Origin of the sequence: Methylophilus glucosoxydans (assembly GCF_042676145.1) — a bacterium.
Taxonomy (GTDB): Bacteria; Pseudomonadota; Gammaproteobacteria; order Burkholderiales; family Methylophilaceae; genus Methylophilus; species Methylophilus glucosoxydans.
The window spans coordinates 1,159,725-1,182,526 of the sequence record NZ_JBHTJW010000002.1; the positions used below are offsets into that span (position 1 = coordinate 1,159,725).

A 22,802-nucleotide genomic window follows, 5' to 3' on the forward strand; every position below is an offset into this window, starting at 1 on the left:
AAGCGCATGATTAACGCGCATAAAAAACGCCGCAATCTGCGGCGTTTTTTATAGCACGGGCAATTAACCAAACTTGCCGGTGATGTAGTCTTCGGTTTCCTTGCGGCTGGGGTTGGTGAAGATCTTGTCAGTGTCATCGTACTCGATCAACTCACCCAGATACATGTAAGCGGTGTAGTCGGACACACGTGCTGCCTGCTGCATGTTGTGCGTCACCACCAGAATAGTCAGTTTGCTGCGCAGTTCGACCATCAGTTCTTCAATGTTGGCTGTTGCGATCGGGTCCAGCGCAGAGGTGGGCTCGTCAAACAGCATGATTTCTGGATCAGTGGCCAAGGCACGGGCGATACATAACCGTTGTTGCTGACCACCAGACAGGTTAAAAGCGAGGTCATGCAAGCGGTCTTTGACTTCGTTCCACAACGCTGCGCCTTTCAAAGCTTCTTCAACCTTGTCATCCATAATGCGTTTGTTGTTTTCACCACGCACACGCAGGCCATAAGCCACGTTTTCATAGATGGATTTTGGGAAGGGGTTAGGCTTCTGAAACACCATGCTGATGCGCATACGCACTTCAATGGGGTCTACGCCTGAATCCAGCACATTGGTGTTGTCTGGATGCATCACGATCTGGCCCTGGTATTTGTTGCCAGGATACAAATCATGCATACGGTTGAAGCAGCGCAGAAAAGTGGACTTTCCGCAGCCTGAAGGGCCAATCAGCGCGGTGATTTTGTTCTCGTACAAAGGCATGGAGATGCCTTTGAGTGCGCGTGCGCCGTTGCTATAAAAAAAGTTTAAATCGCGTGCTTCGGCTTTAATTGCAGTAGTGACAGTGGCCATGAAGTTTCCTAATTCTTGTGTGGCATTACCATTTAATATTTTTACGGATTTTATAGCGCAACCAGATGGCTGTACCATTCATTAACAGTGTGACGATGATGATCAGCGCCCCGGTGGCTGCCGCATTGACATGGAACGCATGGTCAGGGCGGGACAACCAGTTAAACATTTGAATCGGCATCACAGTAAAGCCTGAAGATAACCATTCGAAATTCAGGAAAGGCGGCTCCAGCGTGATCGGGCTGGGTGGCAGGAAGGCAATAAAGGTCAGCGCACCAATAGTAATGATGGGGGCTGTTTCACCCAGTGCACGTGCCATGCCAATAATAATACCGGTCAGGATACCGCCATAAGAGTATTTAAATACGTGGTCATATACGACTTGCCATTTGGTTGCGCCAACGCCGTAGGCCGCCTCACGGATAGACAGCGGGATAGAGCGGATCGCTTCTCGGGTTGAGACAATGACAATCGGTAAAATCAGCAACCCCAGGGTGAGACCTGCGGTCAGGATGCTTTGACCAAAGTCCAGCATGTAGACAAACAGACCCAGCGCCAGCAGGCCATAGATAATCGAAGGCACACCGGCCAGGTTGGACACGTTAATTTCAATCAGGTCGGTAAACCAGTTTTTCGGCGCATATTCTTCGAGATAAAGGCCAGCAGCAACTCCGACAGGGACTGCGGTCAGGAAAGTGACGGACATGACCAGCAAAGAACCTACCCAGGCAGACAGCAGGCCGGCTCTGGCCGCACGGCGTGATGGGAACTCAGTCAAAAAGTCCAGATTGAATTTTGGATAGCCATCCGCAATCAGTTGCCAGAACAGCAGCATCAGCGTAATCAGGCCCAGCATGAGGCAGATCAGGCCGATGGCGGCAAACAGAGCGTCATTACGCTTATGACGTTTAATCATGGCGCGGACTTCGGCCAGATTTTCGAGGACTGAGGCTTTATGTTCCATTTGGTATAACTTCCGCAAGTGCCGGTAAGCAAGGGTTACCGGCAGTGTATGGTGGTGATATTTCAGTAATAAGACAACGGGCAGACTTTACGAGTCTTTGTTTAGTAATTCTCGCGGTATTTCTTGCGTACCCAGTGACCCACGATATTGAAAGACAGTGTCATGATCATGAGTACCAGGCCGGCGGCAAAAATACTCTGGTAGCCTATGCTGCCATGCGGCAAGTCACCCATGGCCACTTGTACGATGTAGGCGGTAATCGTGGCAGCGCTGTCTAGCGGATTAAAGGTCAGGTTAGGCTGTTGGCCTGCTGCAATGGCAACCACCATGGTTTCACCCACTGCACGAGAAATCGCCAGAATATAGGCCGCCACAATACCTGAGACTGCGGCGGGTGTGACCACTTTAATCGCGGTCTGGAAACGGGTTGCACCCATGGCATAAGAACCTTCACGCATGCTCATGGGCACGGCGCGCATGGCATCTTCGGACATGGAAGCAATGTAAGGAATAATCATGACGCCCATGACAATCCCGGCGCCCAGCATGTTAAAGCTGGGTAGCTGAGGGTAAATGGCTTGCAGCATGGGAGTGACAAAAAACAAGGCAAAGTAACCAAAGACAACGGTAGGGACCCCCACCAGCAATTCCAGAATCGGCTTGATGGTTTCACGGGTTTTATGTGAAGCAAATTCTGACAGGAAAATTGCCGAAACGGTGCCAATTGGCACAGCCACGGCCAGCGCAATCGCGGAGGTGGTCAAAGTGCCGGAAACCAGCGGCATGATGCCGTAGTGCGCATCTTCAAACAGTGGCGTCCATTGGCTATCGGTTAAAAAATCGACGACAGACACTGTTTTAAAGAAACTCAATGATTCAAACAGCAAAACCCCCACAATTGCAAACGTGGTTGCCACTGCGACCAGCGCGGCGGTCATCAGGATGAATTCAATAATACGTTCTTTGACGTTACGACGAATATTCTTCGCCAGTCGTGGGCTGATAGTCAGTTGCGCAGGTACTTGCATTGCTTGAGTCGCCATAGTGTGATCTGTCAGGGGTGGATTTTAGCGGATAATCGGTTGTTCAGGCCGGCTTGTCAGTAAAAAAGGGGCATTTAAGCCCCTTTGTCATCATTACTTGATTCGGGACAACAAATCAGTAATTTTGATACCGACTTCTGCTGTGCCGTTAAACCCTGTGCCTGGTTTCATGGCTTTGAAGTGTGTTTTCACTGCTTCGTAATCTTCTTTTGGCAGTGGCACGTATTTGACTTCTTTCACCAGTAGTGGCGCATTTTCCAGGTAGTAATTCACAAAGGCTTTCACTTCTGGTTTAAACGCAGCAGCTGTCGCGTTCACGTAAATGAACAGTGGACGTGACAATGGCTGATAAGTCCCGTCCATCACAGTCGTTTCAGAAGGCAACACTGGTTTAGCCCCTTCTTTGGCAACCACTGGCACCGCTTTCAGCTTGTCAGTGTTTTCCTGATAGTAGGCCATGCCGAAGTAGGCCATGCCACCCACGTTACCGGCAACGCCTTGCACCAGTACGTTGTCGTCTTCTGACGGTGTGTAATCTGTGCGGCTAGCTTTTGCCTTGCCGTTAACTGCTTCGGTAAAGTAGTCAAACGTACCGGAAGCCGTGCCTGGACCGTACAGGTTGATGGCTTTGTCTGGGTAAGTGGCGTTCACTTCTTTCCAGTTTTTCACTTTGGAACCTGGTTCCCAGATTTTTTTCAGTTCGGCGACGGTGATTTGTTTCACCCAGTCGTTTTTGCTGTTCACAACCACAGTCAGTGCATCATAAGCGATAGGCAGTTCGATGAATTGAACGCCACCTTCTTTACAGGCGTCGATTTCTTTTTGTGAGATCGGGCGGGAAGCATCGGAAATATCGGTTTCGCCGCGGCAGAATTTTTTGAAGCCGCCACCAGTGCCAGATTCGCCAACAGTGACTTTCACGCCTTTGCTGCGTTGAAACTCTTCGGCAACGGCTTCGGTGATTGGGTAAACCGTGCTGGAACCATCAATTTTGATGATTTTGTCCGCAGCCGCTGCGGTGTGCGCGAAGGTAAAGGCCTGTGCGACCAGTGCGGCTATCATGGTATTGCGGAACAAACGGGTTTTCATCTAAGGACTCCTGTATTTGAGTGTGGTTTGTATGTGATGACGGAATCATAAAAACTTAATATGACAGAAATGTGACAAAAGCCAAAAAAGACCTTGGGCAGGTCCTTTTTAGCTTACGTCCGGCTTACAGCACATTTTCGCCAATATGGTAGGCGATGGCTGCCATGATGGCGGCACAAGGAATCGTCAGCACCCACGCCCAGACAATGCGTGACGCCAGGCCCCAGCGCACCGCGGTCATGCGGCGCGAGAGACCGACGCCGACAATGGCGCCGGTAATGGTGTGCGTGGTCGACACCGGGATGCCCAGGCTGGTGGCCAGGAACAGCGCAATCGAGCCTGAGGTCTGGGCCGCAAAGCCGCCAGTGGGGCGGATTTTGGTAATGCCCATGCCCATGGTGCGCACTATGCGCCAGCCCCCAAACAGAGTGCCCAGCCCCATGGCCAGCTGACAGGCAATCACCACCCAGAAGGGCACATGAAAGTCACCTTGCAGATAGCCATTGGCAAACAGCAGCACGGTAATGATGCCCATGGTTTTTTGCGCATCGTTGGCGCCATGGCCAAGGCTGAATAAAGAAGAGGAGATAAATTGCAGCTTGTTAAAGCGGCTTTCGATTTTATAGGGCGAGGATTTCTGGAACGCCCACATGATGCCGATAGAGAGCAACAGCGCCAGCAACATGCCAAATAACGGCGACAAGATAATGGCAATGCCAGTGCTGATGAGCTTACTGCCGAAAATGACGCCTTGGGTGCCGGAGTGGGCCATGCCTGCGCCAATCAGGCCGCCGATCAGCGCGTGCGAGGACGAGGAGGGGATGCCGAACCACCAGGTAATGACATTCCAGGCAATCGCCCCGAACAAGGCACCAAACACTACGGTATTGTTGACGATGTTAGGGTCTATGATGCCTTTGCCAACCGTGTCGGCCACATGCAGCCCAAAAAACAGAAAGGCTACAAAATTAAAGAACGCGGCCCAGATGACGGCCGCCTGTGGCGTCAGTAAACGGGTAGACACCATGAGCGCAATCGAATTGGCGGCATCGTGAAAGCCGTTCATAAAATCAAAGATCAGCGCCACGATGACCAGCACTGCCATGACCACAATCACATGATCCATGGTCGTGTCCTAGATGCGTTCTAGCACGACACCGTGAATCACGTCAGCGACGTCTTCGCAGCTGTCGACCGCTTCTTCAAACAGGTCGTACAGTTTTTGTGAGCGGATCAGACTGCGCGCGTCACTGTCTTCGGCAAACAGCCTGTGCATGCCTGAGCGCATGATGTGATCGGCTTCGCCTTCGATCTGGCTGATCTCTTCACAGGTGCGCAGAATGCGTTCGGCATTTTTCATGTCTGACAGCATATGCACCGCATCCCTTACCTTTTCTGCTGCCCTTAATAAGATCTGTGCCAGGGCGACCATTTCGGGGGTGAACTTGCTGTGACCATAAATCTCGGCGCTTTGCGGAATGGCTTCCATAAAGTCAATGATGTCATCCAGCGCCATTGCCAGTTCACGGATTTCGCGGCGGTCAAACGGGGTAATAAAGGTTTTATGCAGTGAAAGCAAAATTTCCTTGGTGTATTCATCTGCCTCGGATTCGATTTTGCGGATTTCGGCAAAATGCGTTTCAAAGCCTGCCTGATCAACAACGGCCGCCATCAGCGCAAGGACTTTGGAGCCACGGACTGCACAATCAGCCAAACGGTTAAACAGGACAAAATAGTTATCGTTTCTGGGGCTGATCGCGGCCATGATGCGGCCGAAAGTGGCATTCGCCATTGAGGACTCCCTATACGTTCAAAAGTTTTGTGACAGTAATTTTACTATTTTGTGACAATGATTGTGACAAAAATATGGGGCCGTCTGAGTGTGGGCAGCGTAAGTTACGCCTGAACCAAGGGCATAGCTGCGTTATAATGCTGGTTTTTACATTTTTATACGCACAGAAAATGGAAGCCGAACACCTTAATAGTATTGCCAATGCACTGAGCGACCTGACCCAACGCCACGAAGCGCTTCGGGGGTATCTTTGACTACGAGAACAAGCAGCAACGCTTAGCCGAAGTTAACGGCCTGCTCGAGGATCCTAAAGTCTGGGATAACGCAGAAAAAGCGCAAAATCTGGGCAAGGAAAAACGCATGCTTGAAAGCGTGGTCATGACGCTGGATGATGTGTCTCAGTCATTGTCCGATAGCCGTGAATTGTTTGACATGGCGCGTGAAGAAGGGGATGACGACACATTGCTGAGTGTGGAGGCTGATGCCCAGAAGATAGAAAAAATCGTTGCCGAGATGGAATTCAAGCGCATGTTCTCGCAGCCGATGGACGCCAACAATTGCTTTATTGAGTTTCAGTCCGGCAGCGGTGGCACTGAAGCACAAGACTGGGCCGGCATGTTACTGCGCATGTACTTGCGTTACGTAGAGCGCAAAGGTTTCAAAGTCGAGGTGCTTGAGGAGTCTGAAGGCGACATTGCCGGGATTAAAGGCGCCTCGATTAAAGTGACTGGGGATTATGCCTTTGGCACCTTGCGCACCGAAAGCGGCGTGCATCGCCTGGTCCGTAAGTCGCCATTCGATGCCAACTCCAAGCGACATACCAGCTTTGCCAGCGTGCAAATCTTCCCGGAAGTGGACGATTCGATTGAAATTGAAATCAATCCTGCAGATTTGCGCATTGATACTTATCGCGCCAGTGGTGCCGGTGGTCAGCATATTAACAAGACTGATTCTGCCGTGCGGATTACCCACTTGCCAACGGGGGTGGTCGTGCAATGCCAGAATGACCGTTCACAGCATAGAAACAAAGAAGAAGCGATGAATATGCTGAAAGGCGCCTTGTATAACCTGGAACTCAGCAAACGTAATGAAGAAAAGCAGGCGCTGGAAGATGCCAAAACCGATATTGGTTGGGGTCACCAGATTCGTAGCTATGTGCTGGATCAAGGACGGATCAAAGACTTGCGTACCAATGTTGAAATCGGCAATACGCAAGGCGTGCTCGATGGTGATCTCGATCCGTTTATCATGGAAAGCTTGAAGCAGGGCCTGTAATAGATGTCAGAAGTCAGTGATGTAAACGCGTTTGAGGAGTTCCTCAAACCGGGAGTCTATGTTCAGGATATTGATGCATTGTTTCCCTTGTTGCAGTCCTCACACATCATCGATGTGCTGATCGGGCTGTTCCGCGGCGGCCGTGATGAAGTCATGATTCGCCTCGCCGTGATGCGTGAAATTGCAGCGCGGGCAGAGTTGCCCGAGTGGACGCCAGCCCAGTTGCAAAATCACCTTTCTTTTATTGATGCCACCAAGCTGGAAACCGTGTTGCACCGCTTGCGCAGCCACGACTTGCTGCAATGGGACGCAGACCGCCGCGTGTACCAGATTTCTGCCGCGGGCCGCATGGTGTTGTCTGCCATCAGTGGCTTGTTGCGGTTTGGCGAGGCCGATGACGAGTTGGGCTACCTGATGTCGCAGGCGGCGGGCGGCAGTGCCGTCGGTGAACTCAGTGCCGAGCACTTGAGTCATGTGCTGGCCAAACTCACCGAATACGAACATTTTTTCCAGGAAGCGATTGCCTCAGGCTCCGAGTTCAGGCTCAAGTCGGCGCAGGCCAGATTGAGCAAGGCGCAACCCTGGATTGAAAAAGCCACGGCACTGATCAATACCATTTCAGAAAACGGCATGGATGATGCCGGTTGGCAAATTGTGCATAAAATTGCCAGCCAGCAGTCGCGTTTACTCAATATGGCCTCGGTCTTTCAGCGTGAACTGGCCAAAGTGGCCAGGCAGCGGGTCATGCTGTCGCAAGGCGGCCTGAGCTCCACTGAGTTATCCGCCTGGTTGCAGCAACGCAGCGTTGAGTCGCTGGCGCAAATGGGCGCGCGGATGGCGGTGACACCAGAACCGCTGTTTGTACTGCCCGACGTGATGCTGGATATTGCCGATGACGTGCTAGAACGTGAAGTGGCAGTGCCTAAAGTCTCTGTCATGCCCCCGGATGTGGAAGTCACCCCTGCGCAAACCGAAGCCTTTTCTTACCCGCCACAACTCACCGACCTTACGCGTGTGCTGGCACAACTCGAGGACGATAGCGCATTGCCAGACGTGGTCGTTGGTGGTGGCTTTGCTCAAGCGTCTTACCGGTACTCTCTGCTGACCTTTTTAGGTGAAAAACATGAGGATGCCGACTTGAATGCGCTGGCAGAACAACCGTTCCGCCTAACGCACGCACTGGATGCGCCACTGCAAGCCGTACATCGAAACGAGGTGGCCGCCATGACCGCCGGTCAATTAATTAAACATACGCCAGCCAAGGAGGGTTAACCGCATGCAACAAACAAGCGAACAACTGGCCGCCAGACTGATTGCTCATCGTTATTTACCGCGTTCTGATGAAGTCATCAGGCGCGTGCTGTTCGACCTGGACTTTCGGGTCTCGCTCGAAAACAACCTCAAGGCCTGCGGTTTGCGCTTGCTGGATAATCCTTACGCCAGCCACGTGGCGGTGGGGCTGCACCAGGACGCAGAACGTGCTGTGATGGATGATGGTCAGCAATGGCTGAGTAATAATATTGGGTTGCCCAAAGATACACTGGCCCTGACCGTGGTGCTGTGGGCCTTGATTATCCTGCCCAAGCGCGAACGCCAGTTGGGGCGGGAAGCCGCACTGGAGTCACAAGGCGAGTTATTTGGCACGCTAGTCAAAGCCGAGCCGTCAGAGGAGTTGTCACGCGGCATCCCCGAAAACGTGTTGCTTGAGGATTTTGGCAAGTTGCTAGGCGGCAAAGGCCGTATCAGTAATTTTGCCTTGCCACAGTTATCGCGCCTGGGACTCATCGAACGCCGTAACAAGATTATTTACGAAGGTCCTTTACTCGACCTGGTGTTTGACTATGCCGAAATGGCCCCGCGCATCATCCAGGGCGCCCTGGGTGATCTGATCCGCGAACAGTCGCAGAGCGCTGGCGCGGGTCAGGCAACTTCTTAAATCAATGAACACACAGAAAGACGATCAATAAGATGTTCAGGCTAAATCGACTGGAAGTCGTACATTGGGATTACTGGCAACGTTTTGTGGTGCCGCTGGATGCTTCCATTATTACCATTGTCGGGCCCAATGGCTCGGGCAAAACCACGCTGCTGGATGCCATGCGGACCTTGCTGGCGCTGGAATGCTCAGGCTCTGGTTCAGGGAAACGGGATTACAAGCGCTATGTGCGTCGCAACGGCGAAGATTTTTGCTGGTTGCTGGGCGTGGTAGACAACAGTCGCCCTGTCGGGAGCAGCAAGCGCCCATTCGGCATTCCGTTCATGCAGGACAAAATCACACTGGCTTGCCATATAGAGAAAAAAGGCGGTGACTGGGTACGGCATTACTGGGTGGCCGATGGTGAAGTGGCACTCAAGGACATGGCGCAACAGGGCCAGGAATTTGGGGTACGTGACTATCAGCGTCTGCTGCATGAGGCCGGATTGTCGCCCGCCATTGCCCGTGTGCTGTCACTGGAGCAAGGCCAGACCGACAAGTTATGCGAATACAAGCCGCGCGAGTTGCTAGACCTGGTGTTTGATGTGTTTGGTGACAAAGAGATTCTGACCCGCTATCAGGAGGCCAGGCAGCATCAGCGGGCCACCGAACAGGAGTTGCAATACACACAAAATAACCTGAAGGCGTTGGAACACAGCCTGCAAACCCAGGAGCAGCGTGTGAACCGCTATCTGGAATGGCAGCAGCTGACCCAGGAGCAGGCCTTGCTGGTGGATGAGGTGAAACCCCGGCTGGAGTTTTACCAGTTGCAGGAAGAAGCGGAGCGTGCAGCCCGCAGTCTGGATGCCAACCGTAAAGAGCGTGAAGGTCTGCAGGCAGACCTGTCGGCCAAGACCAGTGAACTGGACTATCACAAAACCCAGGCCGAGCATTTGCAGAGCCAGCAGCAAGCCACGCGTCTGCATGAAGCCGACTTGAGCCAGCAGGTTAACCAGCTCAACAAGGAAGAGGGCAAGCTGGAAGCGGTCCTCGAGCAGAAGAAGCAGCTTGAAGCACAAGCGGCATTGAGTGCCGACGTGGTGCAAGCAACGACCGAGCTGGGGCAGCTTGAGCAGCAGCGTAGTGCCTTGCAAAACCGGTTATGGGCCAAACAGCAGCAGCAGCAGCAATGGCAACATACCCTGGAAAACCTGAGCAGCGGGCGCCGGGCAGATCCACACGAAGTGACGGAGTTCAGGCAGGCGCTGAGTAAGGCTAATATTGCGCATGACACACTGGCCGATATTCTGGAAGTGACGGATGCCGGTTGGCAAACAGCCGTTGAGGCGGTATTGGCACCGTTTGCGCATGTCATCATGCTGCACAGTGAAAAACAGGCCGAGACGGCCTTTGCGCTGGGTGAAAGTCTGAAGTATCGTCACCTGATTGTGCCGGAAAGACAGTTGGCCGGTTTGCCGCCCAAAGGCTCCTTGCTGGAAGTGATTAAACTCAAACAACCGGTGGCGCCCTGGATGCTGGCGATGCTGGAACGCACGCAACGGGTGGAGGATACTGCCGCCGGCGTTGCCTTGCCACGCGGTGAGGACTGGGTGACACGTCAGGGCTACTTGCGTGAGCGTCGTGGTGGCCGGCATGCGGCCCCGAATGAACCCAGGTTTGGTAAAGCCAGGCTGGACAGCTTGCGCCATAACCTGCAACAGATCGAAACCGAGATCAATGCCTTGCAGGATGAACTGCATCCGTTGCGGCAGCAGATTCAAACCCTCAAAAATGCGCTGGCCGGGGTCGATGCAGCCGCACAACTGGCGGCACGTGCCGAGCAGTTTGCCAGCGTTGAGCGGCAGTATGCGGACGTCAAGGCACAACGGCAGGCGGTCGGCGAGAAGTTGTATGAAGTGTCGCAACTGAATACACAGCTGGAGGAACGTATCCGCGAGTCTATCCGTGCTCAGGAAAGCATACGCAACAAGATTGCCCAGTTGCAAAAAGACATTGTCGATAAAGAAAACCGGGAAGGCTGGGCTGAACAAGAGCGTCGGTTGGAGCGTATCCGTCACGACCAGCAGAAATTGCCCGCAGATTGGCAGGAAACTGCGGCCAACAAGCAGTTGCTCGAAAAGTGGGAGAGCCCACGCTTGGTGGATATTCAAATTGAACAGATAGCCAAGCGACTGGAAACGCAAAGTTGGGAGACCGACCCTTATGTAATCGCCATGCGCGACAAGATGCAGGCGGATTACCTGACGCAAAAAGAGGATGTTGAAAGCCGCGAACGTGACAACCGCGCTGCACAAACGCAAACCGAACATGCCCGTGAAGCCTATATTGGCCGCTTGCGTTACTCGGTGAGCAAGTACAGCAAAAACCTTAAAGAGCTGGCCAAAATGGCCGATGTCGACGTCGATTGTGCGCCGGTCGCGCTGGAGGCAGATGATCTGACCTTGTCACAAGCTGGGCTCGAAGTGCGGTTTGGCTTTGACGACAAAGGCTTGTCTGGCATGAATGATGGGGATGCTTCTGGCGGTCAGCAGGTCATGAAGTCACTGATTTTGCTGGTGGCGCTGATGATGGAAGAAACCCGGCCAGGTGGGTTTGTCTTTATTGACGAGCCGTTTGCACACCTGGATATTTTCAACATCAAGCGCGTGGCCAGGTTCCTGCAGGCGACCAAGGCACAATACCTGCTCACGACGCCGGTGACCCATAACGTCGATGTGTATGACCCTTCGATGTTGACGCTGGTCACCGCCAAGAAGCAGGCGAATGCCGGCTGGGCGCCGCGGGTTGGCGTGCTGGTGCGCGAGCATTAGTCTCCGATTGTCCGGTCATGCCCGGGCCGGACAATCGCCATTCGATACAAACCGCTACATTACGATACACCGTTGCCGTTATGCCGCGCTTACAATGGCCTGGTGATGATGACATCAAGCAGGAGGTGGCGACATGGCGAGTATTCTTTGTACTGTGAGTGCGCAAATCACACAAAACATCTTTTCGCGCATCGATTTGGAACACTGCGGCTTTTTGGATCAGCGTGCCTTGCAGCGCGCGTTGAAAGACCTCAGTCAAGCAGAGGTGCGCAGTCTGCTCCACAGGTTAGACCAGGATGGGGATGACCGCATTTCCCCTTATGAACTCAATCTGGCGATTATCGACTGGTTGAGTCAGACGCAACTGCAGTCCAGGCAGGCACCGGTCAGTCCCCTGTTTGCCCGATTGGTCAGTGATTACGGTCCTGCGCACTAATCTGTTTGCAGCAGGCGCATAGCAGCCGTTTTTAAGCCTCTACCTGGCCGCAATACAGCCAGCGCCCGTCTAGATATTCAAAACGGCTGTGTTCAGTCATGGTCGTCTTCTTTTGCTGACCACTTTGATAAGTCGCCACAAAAGTGACTTCAGCATGGGTGGCATCCTGTTGGTGATGTGCAAGCACCTCGAGTTTTAACCATTTAATTCCCTGCAAATCTGCTTGTGTCAGGCTATTCGGCCGTGTCTCAGTGTGCCAGGTTTGTAAAATATAGTCAGGCAATCTGAGGGCATAAGCGCTGTAGCGAGAGCGCATCAGGCGCTCGGCATCGGGGGCGGGTAAGCCTTGGTGTAAAGGCTGGCAGCAGGCTGCATAAGCATTTCCGCTGTAACAAGGGCAGGCATGTTTCAAATTTGGGTATCCTGGTAAGTAAAATACATTCAGCCGTGATCAGCACTGAATGCTGTTTTAAAATGTTTAAATCTGTTTACTCGTTTGAGAGAAGATTCTAAACTATCGCCCACTCAGGTGTCCTATGCATATTTTTAATTTTCTCCCCGCAAACCGCCGACCATGTTTATGTCGCTGCAATCCTCTGCATGGACACGCTTTCAATCTATCCCCGCTGGTTGCCCCTGTTCTTCAGCATCCTTGAACATCCCTTTGGTTATTTATGCACAAAAAACGGATTGATTGGATGAAGCACGTGAGGTATACGCGGCTTGGCTCTGTCTGGTTATCCTTGAGGGTTGTTGTGTAATGGGGCTGGATATACTGATGCACAGCGTGCGTTTGATCCGTCAGTCAGCTCGACTGGTGCGACTTCTGGCACGCTGGCAGATGGCCAGGGCGGGTACAGTCTCAACGCTAGTCTCAGGCATGCGCACGACGATGGTGAGTGTGCTGGTGGCGGTCAGCTTGAGTGCGTGCCTTCATACAGAGATGCCTGCACTGGATACGCCAGCACCGGCTCAGTGGCGTCAGGCGCACACTACATCGGCCACGCAACTGTCAGCGGCCGAAACAGCGTGGTGGCTTGCATTCAAGGATCCACTGCTAAACCAGCTCATGCAAACCGCCCTCAAGCAAAATCTAACGCTACAGCAAGCCAGTGAGCGGATTAGCTATGCCCGTTCTTTGCAGGCACATGAGCTGGCGACCGAAAAACCGCAGCTCAGTTTATATGCCGGTCCGAATAGCCTTTCGCGCATGCTTGCAGTGGGGAATAGCTCCTCCGGTCAATCGCGCCATGCCGCTTCCGGGGCATTTCTGGCTGGCTTTGACCTGATTTGGGAGCTGCCTATCTTTGGCCAGGGCGCCGGTCAGCGGCAAATTACGCAGGCTGATTTACAAATTGCAGAGGCAGACGTCTCCAGCAGGCAATTGTCATTAGCGGCTGAATTGGTCCGCGTTTACGCTGAGCTGGATGCAGCTGTCCAGCGTGAAAAACAGCTGGCACTCGCCGAAGCGGGATATGCCAACTTGCGGACACTGTCGAATAAAGGCGTGAGCGGTGGGTTTACTTCTCCAGAAACTGCTGAGTCGTTTATGACGGAAGTTCAGGGTGCCCAGCGCATGCGCAGGCAAAACCGCCTTAACCAGGAAATGGCCTTGCAAAGACTGGCTGTGCTCTGTGGCCAGGCGGAACCAGCTGAGGCTTGGTTGACAGAATTACAGTCACGTCCGGCTGGCAAGCTTGCCGAGGATGTGCAATCCATCTCGTTACCAATGCGCGTCCCTGCAGAAATTATCCGCCAGCGTCCAGATATCAAGATGGCAGAGTCACAGGTATTGAAAGCAACCGGGGCGTTGGGTATCGCCAAATCTGACCTGTATCCAAAATTATCTATTGAGGGCGCTCTGATGGTTGCAGGGCGGGTGACGGGTGAAAGCTTGAGGCACACTGGATCATTGACCTATATTGCCCCTTCTATCAATATCCCCCTGCTGGATTGGGGGTTAAGACGGGAAGTGGTAAATCAGCGTGAGTCGCAACTGCGGGAGGCATTGCTGGCTTACAAGGAGGCTGTATTACTGGCAATTGAAGAAACTGAAAATGCGCTGGTGAATTTTAATGAAAGCCGAGCACAGCTACTGGCGGAAGAGCAAGCTTTGAGCCGGTGGCAGGCACAGTCTGCCAAGTTACAACGTGCGGTGGATGTCGGCTATCTGAGCAAGATGGATGTATTCAAGCAGGATATGCGAAACCAGCAGACCTTATTACAATATATAGACGCCAAACAGGCCTGGATGAGGGGGTATGCTTTTGCAAATAAAGCGCTCTCCGGGACTGTCAGTCTGAATCCTGATCAACAGGCTACGGAAAATACACAATAAGGTACGAATGAACAATCGGCTCATCGATCAATTGCCCCTGTTTTTGCGCACACGCATGGCCTTAGCCATTGTGGTGCTGACCTCGATCTTGATGGTCTGGCACTTTAGCACGCACTCAGAATCTGCCAGACCCAGCAATGCAGGACTGACGGTGACAGCTATCACCGTGGAAAACAAACCGCTCAATTCGACATTGGAGTTGTTTGGTAAAGTGGTTGCGCAGGAGCAGGTACCGGTGTACGCGGACATGATGCAAGGCCGGATTACCAAAGTGTTAGTTGACGAGGGCGATCACGTCAAGGCCGGTCAGCAACTGGCGGTGGTGGATACCCAATTGGCCAAAGTGCAACGGGTACAATCGCTTGCCAGCAAGCAGCGGGCGATTGTGGCGTTTAGTGAAGCGGAAGCGGCGCTCGATGATGCCAAGAAAACGCTTGACCAGGCGCGGACTGAACGCGTCCGCGGTGAAAAAGTCGCAGAGGATGGGCTGATTTCAAAAGAATTACTGGAGCAACGTATCCAAACCGAACAGGCCGCAGAGAGCAAGCTTAACACGGCCCGCAACCGTTTAAGGATGGCCTTATCCGATCTGTTGTCAGCCAATGCGCAGGTGGATGAAGCGGATCTCAAAATCAAACAGGCAGAGTTGGTGGCCCCGGTGTCAGGGCTGGTGATTCAAAGAAATGCGGTCGTTGGCCAATTGCTCAGTCAAACCAATCAATCCCAGTTTTTACTGGCCAAAGATGGCACGCTCGAGGTCGACATCGAAACCAGCGTTGAGGTGGCTGCGTCCTTAACGCATGGCATGCCAGTGCAGGTGAAAATCAAGGATGCAGAACGAAGCTATGCTGGCCATATCCGTAAAAAAGGCATCATGGTGCACGATGAAAACCAGATGTTGCATCTCAAAGTTGCTTTTTCCAAAGCCCCGGCGCTGAGCCCAGGACAAGCCGCCACCGTGCTGGTCACCCTGCCGCAACGCAATGCCATCCGTGTGCCAGATAGCGCCATTGCCGTAGAAGGCGACCAGTATTATGTCTACAGCGTCGAGCAAGGACATGCCAAGCGCATTGCCGTTACTATCGGGCAGCGTTTGGATGGGGAAGTGGAGATACTGTCCGGGGTCAGCCCTGGCATGCGCCTCATTGATAAATTTGCCGGGTTTATCCGCGAAGGTGAACCAGTCAACGTCATTGCGGCAGTACACTAAGTGAAATTAAAGCTTTCTTCCTGGGCGATCGCCAACCCTTTGCTGATTGCCTTGGCGACCTTCATCCTGCTTGTTTGGGGCGCGGATTGTTTCCATCGTTTGCCGGTAAACGGCATGCCCACGGTCAGAATTCCAGTGGTCTCGGTATCGATTGCGTTGCCGGGCGCCTCCTCCTCAACCATTGAGCGGCAGGTGACCATCCCGGTAGAAAATGCCGTGGCCAATATCCCGAATATCAAGCATGTCACGTCCTATATCGAAAACGGCGTCTCGGTCACGCAGATTGAGTTTCGATATGGCACCAATATCCGTACTGTGTTGTCACTGGTGCGCGAGAAAGTTGCCAGCCTACGCCGTCAATGGTCCAGCGATGTTGGAGAACCCCTGATCCAGCAGTCCGAAGATGACAATACGCCATTAATGACCTATGCCTTTCAATCCGGCACGCTTTCACTGCCCTCGCTGACACAACAGGTAGACAAAGGCCTGGTCAGCGCTTTAATGGCGGTGGAGGGCGTGGAGAAAATTGAACGCCAGGGCGGCTATGACCGTGAAATTCACATTGAGCTGTTACCGGAGAAGCTATATGCACTGGGTGTCAGTGCCGCCACGGTGAATAAGCAAATACAGGCCTATATTGCGCAGGCTCCGGCTGGGCAGTTTAGCCTGGGCAGCAAACAGACATCGCTACGCGTGCAAGGTGATCCGCAGTCCGTGGATGCCCTGGCGCATCTGGAAATTGCTGTGGGAGAGCATCGCTATGTCACCTTGTCCAGCCTCGGCAATCTGCTTGATACCTTCAAACCTGCCCAGCAATTAACGCGGCTTAATCGTCAGCCAGCCATTGGTATTGCGATTTATAGAACGGCGAAAGCAGATGAATTAAAAGTCGCAGAGGCGATTGAGCAGGCCATACAGCGCTGGCAACAGACGCAGCCGCATATCCAGGCCGATCGGGTGCAGACGCAGATCGACTTTACCAAAAAAACGTATTTTTCTGCCATGATGTCCTTTTTGGAAGGCGTGTTGTTGGCAGGTTTGGTGGTGTACGCCTTTTTGCGCTCCACCCGTGCCACCCTGATTGCCGCCATTGCCATTCCCCTCTCTGTGATCCCGACGTTTATTGTCATGCACTGGCTGGGGTTTTCCTTGAACTTGGTCAGCATGCTCGCCCTGTCACTGGTGTCGGGGGTCTTGGTGGATGATGCGATTGTCGAGATTGAAAACATTATCCGCCATATGGAAACCGGCCAAGCGCCTTATCCAGCCGCCATGCGCGCGGCGGATGAAATTGGCCTGGCCGTGATTGCCACCAGCTTTGCCATTATTGCCGTCTTTGTCCCGGTCAGTTTTATGGGCGGGCTGGTAGGCCAGTATTTCATTCAATTTGGCATCACGGTCGCAACGGCGACTTTTTTCTCCTTATTGGTCGCACGTTTCATCACACCGGTGATGGCCGCCTACTTTCTAAAGTCGACTCCGCCAGTGGCACAGCAAGGCCGCTGGTATCACTTTTATCAAGGATGGTTGGAACAGTCGCTCAAGCATAGACGGATCAGCCTGTTGCTGGTGGGGCTGTTACTGCTGCTTTCGGCCAGTCTGTTATTGATCTTGCCAGCAGACTTTATGCCGCAAGAAGATAAAGCCTTTTTCATGTTGCAGGTGGAGCTGCCTGCGGAAGCACAGTTAAAACAAACCGATGCTGCGATTGAGCAGGTGACTGAAGCCTTGCTAAGCAAGCCTGAGGTTAGCAGCGTGTATTCCTGGATTGGTGGACGTGACGCCGAGACCATGGTTGCAGGACAAGTCAATCGCGCGACCATGATAGTCAAGCTGGTGGCGCGGTCACAGCGCAACATCGGTGTCGATCAGTTCAAGCTGCAAGCGTTATATGAGTTGCGCCGCGTACCCAATGTGAGATTGAGTGCCTTAAATGAAAATGGCAGCAAGGCTTTTGGTCTGGTATTAACCGGGCATGACTCGCAACGTTTGTACCGCACTGCGTTGGCACTGGAACATGACATGCGCAAACTGCCGGCGTTTTCTAACGTGTTGTCCACGGTGCCGGCCATGAAAAGCAATCTGGTGGTGACGCCCAAGCCGCATGAAGCAGCGCGCCTGGGCGTCACCACCAGTGCGATTGCCGAGGAGCTGCAGATCGCCTTGAAAGGCGGCAGTGAAGAGCAACTGGCACATGTGTTGCTGGATAATCAGTCCGTCCCGGTCCGCTGTGCTGTCAGAGTGCCTGAACAGTCTGCGCTGGCATTCTTGCGTCAGCTGCCGGTGACGACCAATACCCAGCAGATTGTCGCGCTGGATGCTGTGGCCAATTTGTCATTGATGCATGACTATGCCAGCATCACGCGCTATGACCGTATGCCGCAAATCGTCATTTCTGCTGATCTGAATGGCATTTCCTTGGGCGATGCGATGCAGACGGTACTGCAATTGCCGACCCTGCAGCAGTTGCCTGCGGGCATCAGCCTCAGTGAAACTGGCGATTCCGAAATGCTGAGTGAAATGTTCAGTACCTTTAGCATGGCCATGCTGAGCGGCTTGTTCCTGGTATGGATGGTGTTGGTACTGCTGTTCAGAAAGCTCTTGCAGCCCTTTACCATCATGATGGCCTTGCCCTTATCCATCTGTGGCGCGCTATTGGCGCTGGCGCTCACCCATCAGGCGCTTTCTCTGCCTGCAGTGATCGGCATCCTCATGTTGATGGGCATCGTCGGCAAAAATGGCATCCTTATTGTCGACGCCATCATTGAATGCCGCTCCGCAGGCTTGTCCAGAGTTGAGGCGATCATTGCCGCCTGCCAGCAGCGTAGCCGACCGATTATCATGACCACGATTGCCATGATTGCGGGCATGCTGCCAGTGATCATCGGCGCCGGGGCGGGGACTGGATTCCGTACGCCCATGGCTTATGCGCTGATAGGGGGGCTGGTGACCTCCACCTTGTTAAGCCTGATTGTCGTACCGCTGATTTATACGCTGATGGATGACCTTGAGCAACGGGTCAAAAGTCGTCTAAACACTGCGCACGAGTAAAAGAAACGCCCCGTAAGCGGTGCTTAACGGGGCGAGGACAGAGGCTATACGGATAATAAAGCGATTCGCTAGGCGATTTCGCGCGTTTCCATAAACTGGATATCCGGGTAGCGTTCCTGCGCCATTTGCAGGTTGACGCGGTTGGGTGCCAGGTAGACATAATCATCCGCGCTATCCAGGCCAACGTTAAAGCCATATTTATCTGCAATGGCTTTCAAATCCGCATCCGAGCCTTTGAGCCAGCGCGCGGTATAGCAGTCATAGGGCTCAAATACCATATCGACGCCGTATTCATGCTCCAGACGGTGTGCTACCACGTCAAACTGCAGCATCCCCACTGCGCCCAAAATCAGGTCATTCGACAGCAGCGGGCGGAATAATTGCGCCGCGCCTTCTTCGGATAACTGTTTGAGGCCGATTTGTAACTGCTTCATTTTCATCGGATTTTTAATCCGTGCACGCCGGAAAAATTCAGGCGCAAATGACGGAATGCCAATGAACTTGAGAGCCTCATTTTCGGTAAAGGTATCGCCAAGTTTGATGGTGCCGTGGTTGGGAATACCAATAATGTCACCAGAATAGGCTTCATCCATGATGGTGCGGTCTTGCGCCATAAAGGTGATGGCGTTGTTAACGTTGAGCATCTTGCCAGTGGCGACTTGCTTGATTTTCATACCACGTTCAAAGCGGCCAGAGCACACGCGCAAGAAGGCAATGCGGTCACGGTGTTTGGGATCCATATTGGCCTGAATTTTGAAGACAAAGCCGGCAAACTTGTCTTCGTTGGCGGCGACTGCGCGTGTCGCCGTGTTGCGTGCCTGTGGCGGTGGCGATAAATCTACTACTGCATCCAGCAAGGATTGCACGCCAAAGTTGTTCACCGCGGAGCCAAAAAACACAGGCGTTTGCTTGCCGCTCAGATAGCGCTCTTTGTTGAATTCGTTGGAAGCACCGCGGACCAGCTCAATATCAACGCGCAATTCTTGCGCCTGGTAGCCAATCAGCTCGTCCAGACGTGGATTATCCAGGCCTTGAATCGTTTCAGAAGTCCCTTTTTCAGCACGGGGATCAAAGAACAGGATGCTGTCATTCACCAGGCTGTAGACGCCGCGGAAGGTCTTGCCCATGCCAATCGGCCAGGTCATGGGCGCGCATTCCATCCCCAAGGTGGTCTCGATTTCATCAAGTAACTCTATCGGTGCGCGGCTTTCACGGTCCAGCTTGTTGATAAAAGTGATGATGGGCGTGTCGCGCATGCGGCAGACATTGAGCAGCTTGATGGTTTGCGCTTCGACGCCGTTGACCGAGTCAATGACCATGACGGCCGAGTCCACGGCGGTCAGGGTGCGGTAAGTATCTTCGGAGAAGTCATCGTGGCCGGGGGTATCCAGCAAATTCACCATGTGTTCACGATAGGGAAACTGCATCACAGATGAGGTAACGGAAATGCCGCGCTGCTTTTCCAGTTCCATCCAGTCCGAGGTGGCATGACGGGCGGCTTTACGACCACGCACTTCACCCGCGACCTGAATCGCGCCACCAAACCACAGCAGTTTTTCGGTGAGGGTGGTTTTACCCGCATCCGGGTGCGAAATAATGGCAAAGGTACGGCGGCGTTCAACTTCTTGCTGCAAACTGGACATGAAAAAATAGCGCTTTGGAAAAAAGTGCTATTTTAACCCAGATTTTATATTGGGACTTGAAAAGGCAACGACGTGCAGTTTGATGGGTTTTTGTGCAATTTTTTTGGCAATAGTCATTCTATTGCCAAAAAAATTAAGCAGAAAAGACGCGAACTGCGCAAGTTGACATTCAAGTAGGTCTGCCGCCCAGATATAAAATCTGGGTTGGCTAATCAAACACTTAGCCGGATTATTTTCGCATGAGGAAGATCGCCACCGCTGCGAAAATAATCAGAATAATTAACCCTTCCATCGGCAGCAGAGGGTTAATTGACGGCCTGTTTCAACTGTTCTAGGATGGCCGGGTTATCCAGGGTCGAAATGTCAGAGGTAATCTCTTCCCCCTTGGCCAGGCTACGCAACAAACGGCGCATGATTTTGCCCGAGCGAGTCTTGGGCAGGTTGTCGCCAAAGCGGATTTCATCCGGCTTGGCAATCGGGCCAATTTCTTTTCCTACCCAGTCACGCAATTCGGCCACGATCTTCTTGGCTTCTTCGCCTTCTGGGCGCTTGCCTTTCAGCACGACGTAAGCCACCACAGACTCACCTTTGATCGGATGCGGTTTGCCGACCACCGCAGACTCGGCCACCAAATGGTTGGCGACCAGCGCAGACTCGATTTCCATGGTGCCCAGGCGGTGGCCGGACACGTTCAATACGTCATCAATGCGGCCCATGATGGTGAAATTACCAGTGTCAGCATCACGCACGGCGCCATCCCCCGCCAGGTACAGGTTGCCACCCAGTTCAGCCGGGAAATAGCTGGCTTTGTAACGTTCGGGATCGTTGTAAATGGTGCGGATCATGGAGGGCCACGGCTTTTTAATCACCAGTAGACCGCCATTGCCCCAGGCAATGGCTTTACCGGTTTCATCTACGACGTCGATATCAATGCCAGGGAAGGGCAGGGTGCAGGAGCCTGGCACCAAGGGAGTCGCACCTGGTAGCGGGGTTATCACATGGCCGCCGGTTTCAGTTTGCCAGAAGGTATCGACAATCGGGCAGCGATTGCCGCCCACTTGTTCGTAGTACCACATCCAAGCTTCGGGGTTGATAGGCTCGCCGACGGTGCCCAGCAAACGCAGGCTGGCTAAATCGAAGTGGTTGGGGTGCGTGGTAAAGTCGGTTTCACCGGCTTTGATCAGGGAGCGGATCGCGGTGGGCGCGGTGTAGAACACGCTGACTTTGTGGCGCTGAATCATTTCCCAGAAACGCCCTGCATTCGGATAGGTCGGAATACCTTCAAACACAATCTGGGTCGCCCCCATGGCAAGCGGGCCGTAAGCGACATAGCTGTGACCGGTGATCCAGCCCACATCGGCCGTACACCAGTAAATATCGTTGGGCTTAATATCGAAGGTCCAGCGCATGGTGTTCATGGCGTGCAGCAGATAGCCCGCCGAGCTATGTTGCACGCCTTTGGGTTTACCGGTCGAACCTGAGGTGTAGAGCAGGAACAACGGATGTTCTGCGTCTACCATCACCGGCTCACAGGTGTCGGCTTGGCCTGCAATCAGGTCATGCCACCAGACACAGGTGCTATCCCAGGCGACGTCCATGCCGGTTTTCTTGAACACCACCATATGGCGGATGCTGTCACAGCCGCCCATGGCAATGCCTTCGTCGACTGCTTGTTTGAGCGGCAGCGTTTTACCGCCACGGTATTGGCCGTCTGAGGTAATCACCGCCACCGCGCCAGCATCGATAATCCGCTCATTCAGGCTTTTGGCAGAAAAGCCGCCAAACACCACCGAGTGAATAATGCCCAGACGGGCACAGGCCTGCATGGCGACCACGGCTTCAATGCCCATGGGCAGATAGATAATGACGCGGTCACCCTTGACCAGCTTGAGTGACTTGAGGCCATTCGCAAACTGGCAGACCTGGTGGTAGAGTTCTTTGTAGCTCACACTGCGCACATCGCCGTTATCCGCCTCAAAAATAATGGCGGTTTTGTTGGGGATGGTTTGCAGGTGCTTGTCCAGGCAGTTGGCGGACACATTTAACTCGCCATCTTCAAACCATTTGTAGAAGGGGGCATGGTCCTGATTGAGTGTCTTGGTAAACGGTTTGTGCCAGATTAATAGCTCGCGAGCCAGTTTGGCCCAGAATCCTTCGTAATCCTGTGCCGCTTCCTGGCACAGGCGTTGGTATTCCTCCATGCTGCCGATCGCGGCCTGGCTTGAAAACTCTTTGCCCGGCGCGAATACGCGGTGTTCATGAAGTACAGATTCGATAGACATAGCGTCCCCCCAAAAATCAATGTCAAAAAATGAAAGTGTGAGCGAACCTCAGGTGTTATTATTTTGGTTCTGATTGACAAACTCTCCGAG

At 53.1% G+C, this 22,802-nt stretch carries 17 protein-coding genes; 8 read left to right on the forward strand and 9 right to left on the reverse strand.

From position 1 onward, the window contains the following. Positions 1-63 precede the first annotated feature (63 nt). From pstB to ACFQ1T_RS08305, 6 genes are all read right to left on the reverse strand, one after another. Positions 64-843 carry a phosphate ABC transporter ATP-binding protein PstB gene (pstB, locus tag ACFQ1T_RS08280; protein ID WP_194748145.1) on the reverse strand — a complete coding sequence of 260 codons (780 nt, stop codon included), beginning with the start codon at positions 841-843 and terminating at the stop codon, positions 64-66. A gap of 25 nt (positions 844-868) precedes the next feature. Beyond that, a complete protein-coding gene (gene pstA, locus ACFQ1T_RS08285) occupies positions 869-1,807 on the reverse strand; it encodes a phosphate ABC transporter permease PstA (RefSeq protein WP_194748144.1) in 939 nt (312 codons plus the stop codon). 101 nt (positions 1,808-1,908) lie between these two features. After that, entirely contained in the window at positions 1,909-2,835 is a 927-nt protein-coding gene (pstC, locus tag ACFQ1T_RS08290) for a phosphate ABC transporter permease subunit PstC (protein WP_194748465.1), read from the reverse strand. A 108-nt stretch (positions 2,836-2,943) separates the two neighbouring features. Further along, the gene (locus ACFQ1T_RS08295; protein ID WP_194748142.1) at positions 2,944-3,939 is read right to left on the reverse strand and encodes a PstS family phosphate ABC transporter substrate-binding protein; all 996 of its coding nucleotides are present in this window, start codon (positions 3,937-3,939) and stop codon (positions 2,944-2,946) included. A 124-nt stretch (positions 3,940-4,063) separates the two neighbouring features. Continuing rightward, complete coding sequence (locus tag ACFQ1T_RS08300; protein WP_379075609.1) at positions 4,064-5,065, reverse strand: inorganic phosphate transporter; 1,002 nt, start codon at positions 5,063-5,065, stop codon at positions 4,064-4,066. A 9-nt stretch (positions 5,066-5,074) separates the two neighbouring features. After that, positions 5,075-5,731 carry a DUF47 domain-containing protein gene (locus ACFQ1T_RS08305; protein ID WP_194748138.1) on the reverse strand — a complete coding sequence of 219 codons (657 nt, stop codon included), beginning with the start codon at positions 5,729-5,731 and terminating at the stop codon, positions 5,075-5,077. Between the two features lie 170 nt (positions 5,732-5,901). Between ACFQ1T_RS08305 and prfB the strand changes: the two genes are divergently transcribed. The 5 genes from prfB to ACFQ1T_RS08330 all read left to right on the forward strand — a co-directional run bounded on the left by prfB (position 5,902) and on the right by ACFQ1T_RS08330 (position 12,188). Next, positions 5,902-7,006, forward strand: a protein-coding gene (gene prfB, locus ACFQ1T_RS08310) for a peptide chain release factor 2 (RefSeq protein WP_194748464.1) whose coding sequence is annotated in 2 segments (ribosomal slippage) — positions 5,902-5,982 and positions 5,984-7,006 — 1,104 coding nt in all. Because the reading frame shifts where the segments join, the coding sequence is not laid out codon by codon here. A 3-nt stretch (positions 7,007-7,009) separates the two neighbouring features. Further along, entirely contained in the window at positions 7,010-8,278 is a 1,269-nt protein-coding gene (locus tag ACFQ1T_RS08315) for a hypothetical protein (RefSeq protein ID WP_194748136.1), read from the forward strand. 4 nt (positions 8,279-8,282) lie between these two features. After that, positions 8,283-8,942, forward strand: a complete 660-nt coding sequence (locus ACFQ1T_RS08320) for a hypothetical protein (protein ID WP_379075613.1) — start codon at positions 8,283-8,285, stop codon at positions 8,940-8,942. Positions 8,943-8,974: 32 nt separating this feature from the next. Next, positions 8,975-11,752: an ATP-binding protein gene (locus ACFQ1T_RS08325; RefSeq protein WP_379075616.1), complete on the forward strand. Its 2,778-nt coding sequence runs from the start codon at positions 8,975-8,977 to the stop codon at positions 11,750-11,752. Positions 11,753-11,885: 133 nt separating this feature from the next. Next, positions 11,886-12,188: an EF-hand domain-containing protein gene (locus ACFQ1T_RS08330; RefSeq protein ID WP_194748130.1), complete on the forward strand. Its 303-nt coding sequence runs from the start codon at positions 11,886-11,888 to the stop codon at positions 12,186-12,188. 31 nt (positions 12,189-12,219) lie between these two features. Here ACFQ1T_RS08330 and ACFQ1T_RS08335 read toward each other — a convergent pair whose 3' ends face one another. After that, entirely contained in the window at positions 12,220-12,600 is a 381-nt protein-coding gene (locus tag ACFQ1T_RS08335) for a YchJ family protein (protein ID WP_275355736.1), read from the reverse strand. Positions 12,601-12,966: 366 nt separating this feature from the next. Between ACFQ1T_RS08335 and ACFQ1T_RS08340 the strand changes: the two genes are divergently transcribed. The 3 genes from ACFQ1T_RS08340 to ACFQ1T_RS08350 are packed head-to-tail and all read left to right on the forward strand — an operon-like array spanning position 12,967 to position 18,787. Continuing rightward, positions 12,967-14,526, forward strand: a complete 1,560-nt coding sequence (locus tag ACFQ1T_RS08340) for a TolC family protein (RefSeq protein ID WP_379075619.1) — start codon at positions 12,967-12,969, stop codon at positions 14,524-14,526. Positions 14,527-14,533: 7 nt separating this feature from the next. Beyond that, positions 14,534-15,736, forward strand: a complete 1,203-nt coding sequence (locus ACFQ1T_RS08345) for an efflux RND transporter periplasmic adaptor subunit (RefSeq protein WP_313988260.1) — start codon at positions 14,534-14,536, stop codon at positions 15,734-15,736. Next, positions 15,737-18,787, forward strand: a complete 3,051-nt coding sequence (locus ACFQ1T_RS08350) for an efflux RND transporter permease subunit (RefSeq protein ID WP_379075622.1) — start codon at positions 15,737-15,739, stop codon at positions 18,785-18,787. Positions 18,788-18,855: 68 nt separating this feature from the next. Here the strand turns inward: ACFQ1T_RS08350 and ACFQ1T_RS08355 are convergent, their stop codons facing one another. Together ACFQ1T_RS08355 and acs are read right to left on the reverse strand one after the other, a co-directional pair. Further along, a complete protein-coding gene (locus tag ACFQ1T_RS08355) occupies positions 18,856-20,430 on the reverse strand; it encodes a peptide chain release factor 3 (RefSeq protein WP_275355729.1) in 1,575 nt (524 codons plus the stop codon). Between the two features lie 305 nt (positions 20,431-20,735). After that, positions 20,736-22,712 carry an acetate--CoA ligase gene (gene acs, locus ACFQ1T_RS08360; RefSeq protein ID WP_313988254.1) on the reverse strand — a complete coding sequence of 659 codons (1,977 nt, stop codon included), beginning with the start codon at positions 22,710-22,712 and terminating at the stop codon, positions 20,736-20,738. Between the last annotated feature and the right edge of the window lie 90 nt (positions 22,713-22,802).

What these genes read in the sequence shown, in the direction of transcription:
- pstB (WP_194748145.1), bottom strand. Translation starts at nt 843, where the DNA reads ATGGCCACTGTCACTACTGCAATTAAAGCCGAAGCACGCGATTTAAAC.
- pstA (WP_194748144.1), bottom strand. Translation starts at nt 1,807, where the DNA reads ATGGAACATAAAGCCTCAGTCCTCGAAAATCTGGCCGAAGTCCGCGCC.
- pstC (WP_194748465.1), bottom strand. Translation starts at nt 2,835, where the DNA reads ATGCAAGTACCTGCGCAACTGACTATCAGCCCACGACTGGCGAAGAAT.
- ACFQ1T_RS08295 (WP_194748142.1), bottom strand. Translation starts at nt 3,939, where the DNA reads ATGAAAACCCGTTTGTTCCGCAATACCATGATAGCCGCACTGGTCGCA.
- ACFQ1T_RS08300 (WP_379075609.1), bottom strand. Translation starts at nt 5,065, where the DNA reads ATGGATCATGTGATTGTGGTCATGGCAGTGCTGGTCATCGTGGCGCTG.
- ACFQ1T_RS08305 (WP_194748138.1), bottom strand. Translation starts at nt 5,731, where the DNA reads ATGGCGAATGCCACTTTCGGCCGCATCATGGCCGCGATCAGCCCCAGA.
- ACFQ1T_RS08315 (WP_194748136.1), top strand. Translation starts at nt 7,010, where the DNA reads ATGTCAGAAGTCAGTGATGTAAACGCGTTTGAGGAGTTCCTCAAACCG.
- ACFQ1T_RS08320 (WP_379075613.1), top strand. Translation starts at nt 8,283, where the DNA reads ATGCAACAAACAAGCGAACAACTGGCCGCCAGACTGATTGCTCATCGT.
- ACFQ1T_RS08325 (WP_379075616.1), top strand. Translation starts at nt 8,975, where the DNA reads ATGTTCAGGCTAAATCGACTGGAAGTCGTACATTGGGATTACTGGCAA.
- ACFQ1T_RS08330 (WP_194748130.1), top strand. Translation starts at nt 11,886, where the DNA reads ATGGCGAGTATTCTTTGTACTGTGAGTGCGCAAATCACACAAAACATC.
- ACFQ1T_RS08340 (WP_379075619.1), top strand. Translation starts at nt 12,967, where the DNA reads ATGCACAGCGTGCGTTTGATCCGTCAGTCAGCTCGACTGGTGCGACTT.
- ACFQ1T_RS08345 (WP_313988260.1), top strand. Translation starts at nt 14,534, where the DNA reads ATGAACAATCGGCTCATCGATCAATTGCCCCTGTTTTTGCGCACACGC.
- ACFQ1T_RS08355 (WP_275355729.1), bottom strand. Translation starts at nt 20,430, where the DNA reads ATGTCCAGTTTGCAGCAAGAAGTTGAACGCCGCCGTACCTTTGCCATT.
- acs (WP_313988254.1), bottom strand. Translation starts at nt 22,712, where the DNA reads ATGTCTATCGAATCTGTACTTCATGAACACCGCGTATTCGCGCCGGGC.